11 protein-coding genes are annotated in these 13,210 nt (G+C 64.9%); 9 read left to right on the top strand and 2 right to left on the bottom strand.

All coding sequences use genetic code 11. The annotated features are described in order from the left end of the window. Positions 1-16: 16 nt before the first annotated feature. Positions 17-943, bottom strand: coding sequence for a type III secretion system chaperone (locus HTA01S_RS21535; protein ID WP_068175112.1), 927 nt, complete (start codon positions 941-943; stop codon positions 17-19). Between the two features lie 205 nt (positions 944-1,148). Here HTA01S_RS21535 and HTA01S_RS21530 point away from each other — a divergent pair, with 205 nt between their 5' ends. Continuing rightward, a complete protein-coding gene (locus tag HTA01S_RS21530; RefSeq protein ID WP_157572219.1) occupies positions 1,149-1,745 on the top strand; it encodes a hypothetical protein in 597 nt (198 codons plus the stop codon). Positions 1,746-1,966: 221 nt separating this feature from the next. Beyond that, complete coding sequence (gene xopF2 / locus HTA01S_RS21525) at positions 1,967-3,751, top strand: type III secretion system effector XopF2 (RefSeq protein ID WP_068175108.1); 1,785 nt, start codon at positions 1,967-1,969, stop codon at positions 3,749-3,751. An 80-nt stretch (positions 3,752-3,831) separates the two neighbouring features. On the opposite strand, the gene HTA01S_RS21520 is transcribed toward xopF2, so the two are convergent. After that, the gene (locus tag HTA01S_RS21520) at positions 3,832-5,577 is read right to left on the bottom strand and encodes a hypothetical protein (RefSeq protein WP_157572218.1); all 1,746 of its coding nucleotides are present in this window, start codon (positions 5,575-5,577) and stop codon (positions 3,832-3,834) included. Between the two features lie 263 nt (positions 5,578-5,840). On the opposite strand from HTA01S_RS21520, the gene HTA01S_RS21515 reads away from it, so the two are divergent. The 7 genes from HTA01S_RS21515 (at position 5,841) to HTA01S_RS21485 (ending at position 13,187) form a co-directional block, all read left to right on the top strand. Then, positions 5,841-6,362, top strand: a complete 522-nt coding sequence (locus tag HTA01S_RS21515; protein ID WP_068175105.1) for a hypothetical protein — start codon at positions 5,841-5,843, stop codon at positions 6,360-6,362. Positions 6,363-6,370: 8 nt separating this feature from the next. Beyond that, positions 6,371-7,198 (top strand): type III secretion system export apparatus subunit SctT, encoded by an 828-nt coding sequence (gene sctT / locus HTA01S_RS21510; protein ID WP_084236458.1) that lies wholly within the window; start codon positions 6,371-6,373, stop codon positions 7,196-7,198. A 138-nt stretch (positions 7,199-7,336) separates the two neighbouring features. Further along, positions 7,337-8,131 (top strand): hypothetical protein, encoded by a 795-nt coding sequence (locus tag HTA01S_RS21505; protein ID WP_157572217.1) that lies wholly within the window; start codon positions 7,337-7,339, stop codon positions 8,129-8,131. An 85-nt stretch (positions 8,132-8,216) separates the two neighbouring features. Beyond that, on the top strand, positions 8,217-8,654 hold the full coding sequence (locus HTA01S_RS21500; protein WP_068175100.1) for a hypothetical protein: 438 nt from the start codon (positions 8,217-8,219) through the stop codon (positions 8,652-8,654). A gap of 435 nt (positions 8,655-9,089) precedes the next feature. Beyond that, on the top strand, positions 9,090-10,535 hold the full coding sequence (locus HTA01S_RS21495; RefSeq protein WP_169804799.1) for a helix-turn-helix transcriptional regulator: 1,446 nt from the start codon (positions 9,090-9,092) through the stop codon (positions 10,533-10,535). A gap of 277 nt (positions 10,536-10,812) precedes the next feature. Further along, positions 10,813-11,649, top strand: a complete 837-nt coding sequence (locus HTA01S_RS21490) for a YopJ family acetyltransferase (protein ID WP_169804798.1) — start codon at positions 10,813-10,815, stop codon at positions 11,647-11,649. Positions 11,650-11,918: 269 nt separating this feature from the next. Then, positions 11,919-13,187 (top strand): MFS transporter, encoded by a 1,269-nt coding sequence (locus HTA01S_RS21485; RefSeq protein WP_068175094.1) that lies wholly within the window; start codon positions 11,919-11,921, stop codon positions 13,185-13,187. Positions 13,188-13,210: the final 23 nt, after the last annotated feature.

The raw sequence follows: 13,210 nt of genomic DNA, 5'->3' as shown, positions 1-13,210 counted from the left end.
ATTCAACGCTCCTGTTTCAGTGATGGGCCGTCGCATGGCGATGCGAAACGGTGGATTGCGCCAGACGCGCGAAATGCCCCAGCCAGGTGGCAAACACCTCGGCGCTGTGTGCCGCCAGGTCGCATCGCGCCATCAAACGGGCGCGGCCCTGCTCACGCGCCACGGCCACACCGGCGCAGGCCATCAACCCGACATTGGCCAGCAGCGCCTGCTTGCGCTCGTCCGGGGTGCTCAAGGTGTCCTCGCCCAGGTCGGCGGCGACAACCAGCGTGGGTGTGTCGCCGTCGCAGGCCAATCCGAGCGTCATGCCCTCCAGCTGCAATTCGCCCGTGCGCACGGCGGTCTGTGCCTGTGGCACCGAGAAGCCCAGATGCAGCAGGGCCGCGTGAATCAGCCCCAACACATCGTCCGGTGCCTCGAATTCCTGGGCGTCGCTGCTGGGCTCGGGGGGGCGAACCGCCTGCCCGGGTGCCCTGCCCGCGGGTGCGGTGGCCGGTGCCACCTTCGCCGATGCCCGCACCCCGTCCAGCAGGGCTTGACGCAAGCTCAGCAGGCCCGCCATCTCCGCTGCGAGCAAGTCGGCATGGTCGTACCCGGCGGGTGTGCGCAAGGTCACCACGGCATCGCCATGGTCGGTCAGGCCATAGGCGGCATGGGTGACCGTCAAACCGTGGTGGGTGGCGCGCAACAGCGCATCGCACCACGTGTCTTCGGCGACCTCGGCAGGCCGTGCCGCCTGTGTGAAGGCCATCCAGGGTCCTGCCGGATCGTCTTGGAGCGGTTGCAGCGACAGCGGTGTGTCACCGATCAAGACCATGCCGCTGGAGCCGAATTGCCGGGCCACCGAATCGTCGGCCCCCAGCAGCAGCGCGGCATCGCGTCGGTACGCCTGCACCGCGGCGGTTTGGTCGGCTCCCGATGAGCCGATGGAAGAAGTGGTCATGTGCGTTCCTTTAGGGGGTGGGGTGGGGGCCGCCGCATACGGTGTGTCGGTGCAGCCAGTTTTGAGGCGCACGCAACCCAGCGCAAAAAGAATGCGAAGCCATCTTCAGTCACCCGAAAAAACGGGGGCGCGAGGGGCTTTGGAGCGAGCGCCCGACCGCCAGCGGCGGCAACCCCCTCGGGCCAGGGGGGCGCAGGAACTTCGCATGCCCGTCGACCATTGCGCCTTCCCGCCACACCAAGGGCTTGGCGTCCCCGACGATGCCGTGCATCAGGCAAGACCATCCCGAACCAACATGATGATGTCCACTTCTCTGTCCGCTGCCCCGCATGCGTGCCGTCCATCGGTAACCAGTGCCCTGCCGGACTCTCTGACCCATGCGCAAACCGATTTCATGTCGCGGCTGGCCTTGCAGCTGGGACTCCCTGTCGAGGACGGAGACGCACTGATCGCGCCGCATCTGTTCACGGGCCCAGCGGGATTGGCGTGCCGTGTGCACCTGCAGGAAGGCGACCCGCCAGCGGTTCGGCCCGAGGCCCTGCTGCCCATGTCGGCCCAGGAGCTGGCGGGGTCGGATGTGCAACGGCTGCTGGCGGTGCAGTCGATCGTGCTGGGTGAACTGGGGTGGTTTCTCACCACCTCGCCCGAGGGCTTGTTGCAGCTGACATCGCTCGCCTGGATCAACGACCCGGTGGATGCCGCCACGGCCCTTGACCTGGTGAATGGAGTGGGCATGGCCATCCTCCACGCGCTGATGCTGGACGACCCGCGCCTTGGGCAAACGCAAGGCCTGAGCAACTGACCCCGACAGGACGCGTCATGATGCCGGTCTCTCGCACCCAATCGCTCCCGAACGCTCCGCTGACGTCCTCGGTCGGTCCGCCGCCCGCCGAGCCCCATTTGCGTTCCAGCGCCTTGGCCCACCACGTGCTGGGGCGGCTGGACCCCGGGTCTCTGTCGCTTTCCGCGTTGGACATGGCGCCGCGGGCCGGGATGGCGCTGCTCTCTCGAGATGAACGCAGCATGCCCTCGGAGCGTTTCGTCACGGCCGCCTCGTCTTTCGCGACACACGAGGTGGTGATCGATGTCGACCGACTCGCCAACGCCGCTGGGCTGCCCCCGGTCGACACGCCGCCAACCACGCCCAGGCAGCGCATGGAGGCTGTGTTGCAAGCCATGGAGTTCCAGGCCCCGGCAGGACCGCAGCGGCAAGCGCAGCTGGCGCTGGAAAACCAGTACATCGACTGGGCCGCGGGCGTGCTGGCGGCGCGTGAAAAGGTCTTTGGCAATGGGCGCTATGCCGTGGGCGACCATCGGCAAGTGCAACTGGGTGAGGCCGTGTTGCCCGCGCTGTATGACGGTGTGCGCCAGTTCTTGTCGTCCTCGTCGAGGTCGCCGGTGGCAGGGGCCATATCCACCGCCCTGGGCCCGCGACTGAGTGGCCACGACTCTCAGGGCAACCGCGTCAACCTGGGGGAACTCAACAACGCCTACGACCCCGCTGTGATCGGGGGGGCCGTGGGCGGGGCCACGGCCCTGGCCATGGATTCCACCCTGCTGACCGCCATGGACCGACGGGCGAAGCTGTCCAACGTGGCGCAATTCAAACCGGTGGATCTGAAGGCACTGGTGCCCGATCCTGCGCCCGTTCAGTTGCGCGTGGTGGATGGCAAGAAGGAATACTGGGAGCCTTTGACCGACAGTTCCCCGCCTTCCGTCAGCGCCCAACAACCCACGCTGCTGGAGCTGAAGCAAGGTGTGGAACAAAAGCGCCGCACCTTGGCCGCCGTGCAGGACATCTTGCAGGCCCGCAGCTGGGGCCTGCTGGCCCAACCCGCGGTCACCGGCGTGGCCAACGTGCTGCGTCGCTACCTGATGCCCGCACAAGCCATGCTGCAAGGAACTCCCGTGGGAGCGGCCACCGTGCTGGCCTCAGGTGCCGCCGGCGGGCTGACCAAGGTGGGGCTGGGCCTGCTCAAGGCCCCGGCCTTCGCCGATGTGGACAACCTGCTGGGCGGTCAGCAGCGGCTGAACCTGTTCACCGCCAAACTGCCACAACCGGATCTGCCCGCCGCCTCGTTGGCCGACATGGGCCAATTGCCGCGGCGAGCCGGAGAAACGCTGATGGAAGCCGGGGCGTTGGCCAAGCACTATGTGGCGGGCCCCTGGCGCGGCCAGAGCCTCATCCCCTCCGGTCGGGAACTGCGTGACCGGGTGGGCGACATCGCCCATGCGGTGATGTCCAACACGCTGGCGGCGGTGTTTTCCACGGCCACCGGTCCCCTGGTGGCGCAGTTGCTGCGCAACGGTGCGGCATCGGCCCGCCCCGGAGAACCCCACAACTCACCCGCCTACCTGCTCCATCAGTTTGCGCAAAGTGCCACCAACGACTTTGTGTGGCAGGCCTCCAAAGCGGCATTCAAGAGCACCTCCTTTGACCTGGCGGCTTCCCTCGACAACTGGCGAGCCAACCGGCAGCTGCGCCTGCTGCACACCGCCAAACAGGCCCAGGGTGCGCTGCCCGACCTGGCACGCCAAGCCGAACAGGCATTGGGCGCACCCGTGGGCGCGGACCAGCGGGCCCTTCAGGGCGCTTTGCAGACCCTGCAAGCCCTGCCTTCGGGCAACGCCATCCAGGTCCAGACCCTGACCGGGGTGCTGGCCGATTTGAAACGTCACGCCACGCACGGTGACGGGCCGGTGTCCGAGTCCATCAAACCGGTGCTGGCTTCGCTGGAAAGCGCACTGAGTGCCACACGGCAACGCGACGCCATGCTCAACTGGAGCAAACCCGTCAAGAACGATTGAGGGGGGCAGGGGCCCGTGGCCCCATGGGGTGGCGCTGAATGGCCTGAGGTCCAAACCATCGGAACCTCAGGCCATGGCCATCACTTGAACAGGCCCTTGAAGAAGTTGCCCACTTTCTTGGCACCTTCCTTGATGCCATCGCCCACCTTGTCGGCGACCTCCTTGGCCTTGTCCACCACGGTGGTGGCGACTTCCTTGGCCTTTTCGGCCACGGTCACCGCAGTGTCCTTGACCTTGTCCACCACCTTTTGAGCCACCTCCTTGGTGGTGGCCACGGCCGTTTGAACGCCATGCTTCACCGTGTCGACGGCCGTGTTGAAGGCTTGCTTGGTGCTGTTGATGGCCGTGTTCACACCCTGCTTGACGGCATGGATGGCGGTTTGCGCGCCGTGGCTCACCTTGTTCACGAACGCTCGATTGGCCTTGGCCAGGTTCGACGCGAAACGGATGAGTCCGTCCACGTTGATCTCGCCCTTGATACCGGCCCCCAGGCCCAGACCCAAGGCCAGCGCACCTTTGAGCTCGAACTTCAGCTTGGTTTTGCCGGACTCGTCCTTGGTCAGGCCCACTTTGGCTTTGCCCTCGGCACCAATGCCGTAGAGTCCCGCGACGCTGCCGCCCACGTTGCCCACGCCACCCAGACCCGCGGTGGCTTCGCCCTCGGCCTTGCCACCGGCAAAAGCAGCACCCTTGACCTCGATGCCGGCTTCGGGGGACATCTTGCCGGTGGTGGGATCGGGCACCAGCCGCCAGCCGGCCTTGAAGCCCGCACCCGCCTCGGCGCCGTTGAACACCCGGCCCGCCCAATTGACTTCAGGAGACAGGTTGATGGGGGCGCCCAGGATCTTGGGCTCGAAGGTCACCGGTCGGTAGGTCCCGCCGAATTCGCCCCCAGCGCCCACCCGTGCCTCACCCCCACCGGCTAGAGTGGTTTCGTGCGGCTTGAACTTGGCCTTTCCACCCCCGCTGCCCTCGAAGCCCGCCATGCCGTTGGCTTTCAGGGTGAGCTCGCCACTGCCGGGCAGGTCGATGACGTTGGCGATTTCCCCGCGGGCCCCTGCGCCCACCGAACCGGTGCCAGCGTTTTTGGCCTTTTCATCGAGCGTCCACACACCGGCATTGGTTTGAGAATAGCCAGCGCCGCCGTTCAGGCGATTCACGTCTTCGTGTCCCGCATGCCAGGCCTGGCGACGGATCTCTATGTCGGACAACGCACCTTCCTTCAACGTGGGGGTGTAGTTGCCATAGTGGGTGTCCGCACTCAAGCCGGTTCGTTTGACGTTGGTTTCGGTGAACGACGACTTGGTCGAGCCGTCGCCCTTTTCCGCGGCCTGCTCCCGGTTCTTGGTTTCGTAGGCCTTCTGGTTCAGCCAGTCCGTGGCCCGCCCGCCGTCCAGGTGGCCCTGGTTCTTCTCGTAGTACTTGTCCCGGTCATAGGGCTTGTCGCCGGCTTCGGCCTGCTTGCTGCTTGGTTTGTCTTCCGCCTTGAAGTGCTCTTCAAGGGAGCGCGGGGTGTCTGCAGCCTTGTCTTTCTTCAGGCGCGGGTCCTTGGGCTTGTCGGCCACGCCCGTTTGCTTGTCCCAGAACTCGAATTCCTTGCCTTTGGGCGCCTCCTCCCATTGCACGGGGTTGTCGGTGTACTGGTCGGCGTTTTCAAGCAGGTGCTTGCCCGCCATCTGCCGTTGGATGCCGCTGTCCAATGGACCGCCGTTGCGCAAGATGTCGCCCAGCTTGCCGGGCACGTTTCCCAACGGATCGTTGGGGTCCGGAGGGGGCATGGCAAAGGACGGTGAGTCCAGATCTGGACGGGTCAAAGTGGTGGACATGGACATGAAAAAAACTCCTTCAGTTGGGGTGTTCAGCAGTGTCCAGAGCCCTTCACAAGGGGATGCGGGTCAAGCGAAACCCTCGCTGGGCGTCCGAAGCAAACGCGCAGGCACACAGGACGCTTCGGGCCGGTGCCGTCGGGCCACTTCGGGCCCGCTCACATGGCTTCGCGTGGGGGTGGTGGGCGTGACGTGGCGGCACCAGGATGGCGGGCAGTTCGCTCCCGGGCCGTTGCTCGGGGGCCTCTCCCATGGGACCCGTGATGAACAACCTCCAAAGCTTGCGCATGCTCGTCAAGCTCAAGCAGCGCCGCCTTGAACAACTGGACGAGGCCCTCAACCTCAGCCGGCGGCAGTTGCGCGAACAGATGGATGGGCTGGCCAGCGTCCTCAGCGACCAGGCGCATTCACGCGCCATCGAGGAGGCGCAGCGCGCACGGTTGCTGGCCCTGGTCGTGGGCGATCAGAGCTTTCGCCCCAATGACCTGGTGACCTTGCAGCACCTGTTGGCCGAAGCCGAGCGGGCGGCCGCAGACGCCACCAAACGCGTTCGCCATGCCGAGCAGCAGGTGGACGTCGCGCAGCAGCGGTGCGACGCGGCGCTGCGTGCGTACCAACGCGCTGAGCAGCAGCTGCAAGCCTGTCAGCAGCGACTGGAGCTGGCCCTGAAAACCGCCCAGGCAGAACAAGACGACCAGCAGGACGAAGAGGCTGAAGACGCCTCCGTGGCACGGTTGCTGGCCGCACAGCGCAGTGCCGCCACCGCCGGGATGCAGGGGCAGTGAACGTGGCGATGAGCGGCGATCCTTTTTCCGGCACCCTGGCGCTGATCCACCTGGGCGAATCGGCCAAAAGCCTGTTGACGCTGCTGGCCGTGTGCAGCTTGCGGGGGTACGTGGCGATGCTGGTGCTGCCGGTGACCAACGATCAGGTGCTGCAAGGCGTGGTGCGCAATGGTGTTGCATTGACCATCGGCATCTACATCGCCGCAGGGCAACCCCTGCATCTGGTGGACGACGTGGGCTCCTTGGCGCTGCTCGCGCTGATTGCCAAGGAGGGCCTGATTGGCCTGCTGCTCGGGTACGCCATCTCCACGGTCTTCTGGGTGGCCGAAGGGGTGGGGGTGTTGATCGACAACCAGGCGGGCTACAACAACGTGCAACAGACCAACCCGCTGAGTGGCGAGCAAAGCACACCCGTGGGCAACCTGCTGTCGCAACTGGCCATCTGCGGCTTCTATCTGCTGGGCGGCATGCTCGTTCTGGTGGGGCTGTTGTTCGAATCGTTTCACTGGTGGCCCTTGGGCAAGCTGATGCCCGAGTGGTCGCAGCTGCTCGAACGGTTCCTGCAAGTCCAGGTGTCGAACTACATGCAGGCGGTGGTCAAGATCGCCAGCGCGGTGGTGGTGGTGCTGCTGCTCATCGATCTGGGCATTGGCCTCATCGCCAAGACGGCCGACAAGCTCGAACCCAACAACCTGGGCCAACCCATCAAGGGAGCCGTCGCCATGCTCATGTTGGTGATGCTGGTGGCGGTGTTCTTCGAGCAGGTCAAACCGCAGCTGGCGTTGCACTCCATGGCCCGGGATCTGTCCTCATGGTTGCAGCCGTCATCGCGTTGAACCGGATGGCGTGCATCGAACGTGAGCATGCCGTCTTCGCGAGTCCTGTCAGCGCTTCGCCTGCGAGGTGTGTTCACCCACTGTTTGCCCGGATGCTTGATGGCATCAACGTCCGTCAATGAAATGGAGACCCACGTGATGCCAGCCACTTTCCACCCGAGTCCCGAGCGCAGTTCGTTGCTGCTCAAACCACACACCATTCTGTATCCACCCGTTCCACGAGGCAGTGGCAAGGTGGCGGAAGACCTCGCGCACGAGCTCAACACGGATCTGGACACCGTGTGGAAGCCCATGCACGGCATGCTCGATTGCAGTGACTCACTGCTGACCCTGCGGTACTTCAGCGTGCAGTCGCTGCAGATGCGGTTGGGCCAGCTCATGCAAGGCCGGAGCATGCTGCTCAGTCCCGAAATCAACTTGTTCCTCAAGGGCCGGTTCGACCATGTGTACGTCACCACGGCCAGCTATCGCCGATTTGCCGCGGGCACCGGTCAAGTCCTGGGAGATCCGCGAAACCTGCCGCTGTACTTCGACGTGCCAGGCCGGCGGCTCGTGATCGATGTGTCTCGCAGCTTCGTCGCGAAATCCTCGCAGGTCACGGCGGGTGCGACGCAGGGCCTGATCGCCCTGGCCGAGTCACCCAGCCTCAAAGGGCATGTCGAGCGTCTGTGGGTCGCGCTGGATCCCGAGTGCCCGCCGGGCCTGGTGACGCTGGCGGTCGATGTTCTGCAGGAGACCGTCCGTTGCATCACACGCCATGTGCTCCGGGAGCCCAACCTTCAGCTCACCCCACCGGCACAGCGGTTGGTGGAGGATGTCGGCGCCCGTCGCATCGCTCAGGCTCTGCTCACCAGTTCCGCCGACGAAACCCATGCCACCGTGGAAGCGTTCGCAGCGCTGTGGCGGCAAGGCCTCGCCACGGTCCCCGGCTGATCTCCTCGCACATCCCATAGCCCCCCCGCAAGCCCCGTACGGGCCCCATCCCCGACTGCATTGCAGTCTTCACCTGGAGTCGATGATGAACATGAAAGTCAACATTCCCGCCGCCCCGGCACTTGTCAAACCCTCGGACCTGATGCCTCCGCTGGCCAAGCCATCGGACTTCATGCCCACTGCCGCCCCCGCCGCGCCGCAGGGCGTTCCAACCCGCGCCTCGGCATCTGCGGACATGGCGCCTCGCCAATCGCTGCTACCGCAGCCGGCGCCGCAAGGTCCTGGGGGCCCAGGCCGTCCAGGTCCGGACCTGTCAGCCGTCAACCAGCAAGGCGGCAACGACGCCGTCGGCAAGGCCAAGACCGATGCCGATCAGTCCATGAAAACCATGGCCGAAATGAACGCCATCAACATGCGCTTCCAAACCGAAATGGCTGTGATGCAGATGCAAAAGGGTATGAACGAAGCCATTGCCAAGACGGTCAAGGACATCGGCACCAAGGTCGCCCAGCTCGCCGGCTGATGGCGCTGCCCCAGCCGCGCGGGGCGTGCGCGGCAACACCCAGGCCCAAGGCCACGGACGCGACAAGCCGCGACGTGGCCGGAGCGCCCATGCGGCCTCACCGGCCGTGTCCTGTGCCGCCAGATGGCCAGCTGACCCGGGTCGGCACCCGTTCACCACGACAGATGGCGGGCATGTCATCCAGGCCTGTCCGTGTACCCACTCATCCGCTTCCCCCAACGGGACCGTCTTGCGACGGTGCCTGTGGCACGGGCATGCGCCAACAACACTCAACCTGCCTGGAGCAAATTAAGAATTTGTGAGCATTTCGCAGAGATGACGTGAATCCTAAACGAAAGATTAAAACCTAGGATGAACTCCATAGGCCAACCCCGGCCTACAGCCCCTCTGGAGACCCCCATGCTTGTACTTGCACTGACATCATTGAGAGCCAGCGTGTTGCACCGCGACCTTGCTCAGCTTGTTCTTCAAGGCGACATTCCCAGTGTGCTGCGCATGGGCAGTGAGCGTTACGAACGACTGCCGAGCACCCCCGAAGCCGCCCCCCAACGCGCTGCGTTGGGTCAGTTGTTGGGCCGGGTGATGCTGGCTTGTGGAAGAGAAGAAGAGGCCGAAGAGCTGTTTCAGCGCCAACTGAAAAGCTACGAAGCCATCTCCAGGCCCATGGTGCGCTGGTACGGCACCATGGACCAAGGTGCCATGTTGCTGCACCTCAATCGCCCCGGCCGCGCTCTCGAGTGCTTTGGGGCGGTGGCCGACGATGCACGCGCCCCGGTGGAAGCCCGCGTGGAGGCCATGGTCGCGGCATCCATCTCCATGCACCGGGCAGGCGATTGCCGCAGTGCACTGAAATCGGTGGAGGCGGCGCGTGCATTGGCAAGCACCTTGGCCAACGAGCATTTCGCGCATCTGGTGGACTGCCTTGCCCTGGAGCTTTCCGTGTTGCACAGCGAACGTGCGGGCGAATCCATGGACGACCATGCGCTGGGCACCGTGTTCCAGGATGGCGCCGCGGAACTGCTCGACCCCTCGGCCTTGCACCAGAAACTCGGGGATGCGGCGACCAACGTGCAGGCGTGGTCGCCTTGGGTGGCCATGCGGATGCGGTACCTGCGGCGCATGCTGGAAAAAGAATGTGTGGGCACCGCAGCGGCCGCGCACGTGAGCGACGCACTGGCATGGTTGCGCGAACGGCGCATGGCCGAAGTCGAAACACATGCCCGCATTGAAGGGGCCCTGATGCTGATTGGCCGGGACGCATCGCGTGCGGCCTCTGAGTTGTTGGCTCCCCTCACCTTCAATGAAGCACTGATGCGCCGCAGCCGCTATGCGCTGGAGCTGCAATACTGCCTGGCCAAGTTGCACCAACAACAGGGTCGCCACATCGACGCTTTGCGCCTGTACCGTCTGCACACCCAACAGGCTGTCCAGGCCCTGCGCAGCTATGCCGCCGTCACCCGCACACCGACGTTCCTGCAGCAAGCCAAGCAGACCGACGCGGGCGATGCCGTCAAGATGCGCCTGCCGCTGCGCTACCGTCGCGCCTACCAGTTCATTCTGGATCACCTGGCCGACGAAGGCCTCTCCGTGCGCCAGGTTGCCGCGCACATCGACGTGACGGAACGGGCCCTGCAACTGGCGTTCCGAGCCCACCTGGGCATCACGCCCGCGGAGCTGATTCGCACCCGGCGCATGGAGAACATCCACCAGGATCTTCAGGACCGGCGGGGCGGCGCTGCCGTGCTGGAGGTCGCCTCGCGTTGGGGGGTCACGAACCGGTCCACGCTGGCGCACAACTATCGCTCGCGTTTTGATCAAACGCCCACGCAAACACTGCGTGGACTGGCCGCAGGTCAGGGCGGCGCAGCCTGCGACCCCTGACTTCAACGGACCGCGAACGCCGGGCTCACAGCATCCGGCGGCGACGGCCGTGAGCCACATTTCCATGCAAGGAGTCATCATGCCAAGTTCAACCGGAGTTTCCAGGGGCCGGCGAATGGGTGGGTTGTCGCTCACCATTCCTGTGGCGGCGGCACCCGCTGAGCCGCCTCCCTCGTGGCAGAGTGCAGCCAGTGGCACCGGCCCCACGCTGTCGAGTCCGCACATCGCTCTGGAGCGTCGCCGTGCATCGCCCCAATTGGCTTCGTTGGACGCAGAGATGCAGTTGGTCCGAGCGGACATCGCTGCGCTGCGCCAACCCAGCAAGCCCACGCTGCAAGCCGATGTGTCAAACGTCCAAGCCATCGTGGAAAGCGAAAACCTGCGCAAACCCGATCTCCACCTGAGCTACCACGCCAGCGCCGCCAGTCTGGTGGAGTCACTGGCTTCCCGCGCTTTGGGACCGAGCCGTCAGAGGGCCGTTTTCCGCGTTGACAACCGTCCTGGTGGGCCGCACCACGCAGCCGTCGATATCCGACGAGAGCCGGACAAGCCACTCACGCTGATCGTTGTCGAACCGGCAACGATGGGCCACATGGCGCACCTGCTCAGCCACGATGATTTTGCCCGCTTGGTCAAGAGCACGCCGGGCCTGGAGGACACGCGCATTGCGGTGATCGACGCCGAAGCGCAGAAGTCGCCCGCCGATTGCGTCATGTTCAGCATGAGCCACGCGTCCAAAATGCACAAGGAGCAAGCCACGTTTGACCTTTGGCATCAGCGACTCGCGCAAGCGCAGCCCCTGGCCGACCCGGCACACACCAAGGCAACGCTGCCAGAAGGCGCTGGGGTCATTGACGGCTCGCACATGCTGCCAGCGTCGTTCTACAAGCATGCGCACTCCCTCTCCACGCTGCTGGATGCGCGCCCGGAACTGGGCCACGAGGTTGTCGGGCGCACCTCGGACTCCGGCGCGCCCGAGACGTTGATGGAGCGCAAGGCGCGTTTGTCGTTTCCACGGGCAACAGACGATGGGCAGCGTATCAATAACACCTCCATTGAATACAAGCGCCACGCCTTGCTGGCCCGCACCATGGAGACGTTGGCCGACCGATAGGCATCCACATGGCCAGCACGTCCGTCGTGGCCAAGCTCGCACCAATCCATCGCGCAGTGAGCTCTCGCGTGCAGGCGACGGTGTACGCCGCCGGCCACGGACTGGGTTGATCTGTATCAAGCCCGGATGATTCAGGCACGGGAGTAGTTCTTCCGGACGATGGGGCCTGTGTTCCCCTAGTCCGTCTGGCGCGGGTCGGGTGTCCCACCGGTGGATACCGGAAAACCCCTACAGCGATGACAGTCATGCCATGTCTCTGGAGAAAGAACATGGCCTCTGAACTTCGAAACGAAAGAAAAGCCTGGTCGGTGCTGATCGTCAGCACCTTGGCCTTCACCGTGTGCTTCATGGTCTGGATGATGTTCGGCGTGATCGGCATCCCGATCAAGAAAGCGCTCGACCTCAACTCCACCCAGTTCGGCCTGCTCATGGCCACGCCGGTGCTCACCGGCTCGCTGGTGCGCGTACCCCTGGGCATCTGGACCGACCGCTACGGCGGCCGCATCGTGATGGCGATCCTGATGGCGCTCACCGTGCCCGCGATCTGGATGATGGGCTACGCCACCGCCTACTGGCACTTCCTCACCATCGGCCTCTTCGTCGGCCTGGCCGGCGGCTCGTTCTCGGTCGGCACGCCCTATGTGGCGCGCTGGTTCCCCAAGAACCGCCAGGGCATGGCCATGGGCGTGTACGGCGCGGGCAACTCGGGCGCGGCGGTCAACAAGTTCGTCGCGCCGGTGCTGCTGGTGGCCTTCGGCTGGACCATGGTGCCGCAGGTCTACGCGGCCATCATGCTGGGCACGGTGATCCTGTTCTGGCTCTTCAGCCACAGCGACCCCTCGCACCTGGTGCCAAGCAACGTGAAGTTCAGCGACCAGCTCAAGGCGCTGAAAGATCCCAAGGTGCTCAAGTACTGCCAGTACTACAGCATCGTGTTCGGCGGCTACGTGGCGCTCTCGCTGTGGATGGTGCAGTACTACGTGGGCGAGTTCGGGCTGGACATCCGCGTGGCCGCGCTGCTGGCCGCCTGCTTCTCGCTGCCTGGGGGCGTGCTGCGCGCCATCGGCGGCGTGATGTCGGACAAGTTCGGCGCCCACAAGGTCACCTGGTGGGTGATGTGGGTGAGCTGGATCTGCCTGTTCCTGCTGAGCTACCCGCAGACCGACTTCACCGTGATGACGGTCAACGGCCCCAAGACCTTCCACATCGGCCTCAACGTCTACCTCTTTACCGGCCTGATGTTCATCCTGGGCATCTCCTGGGCCTTTGGCAAGGCCAGCGTCTTCAAGTACATCAGCGACGACTATCCCACCAACATCGGCGCCATCAGCGGCATCGTCGGCCTGGCCGGCGGCCTGGGCGGTTTCGTGCTGCCCATCATGTTCGGCGCCCTGATGGACCTCACCGGCATCCGCTCCAGCGCCTTCATGCTGATGTACGGCGTGGTCTGGGTCTCGCTGATCTGGATGTACTGGACCGAGGTGCGCAAGACCCAGGTCATGGGCACCGAAGCCAAATCCTTTTCCTTCCAGAACTGATCCCCCACGGTCAGGAGCCCCAC

It is taken from the genome of Hydrogenophaga taeniospiralis CCUG 15921 (assembly GCF_001592305.1).
In the GTDB taxonomy this organism is placed as follows: Bacteria; Pseudomonadota; Gammaproteobacteria; order Burkholderiales; family Burkholderiaceae_C; genus Hydrogenophaga; species Hydrogenophaga taeniospiralis.
Note: the sequence above shows the minus strand (reverse complement) of the source record. Positions and strands in the feature narration are given on the sequence as shown.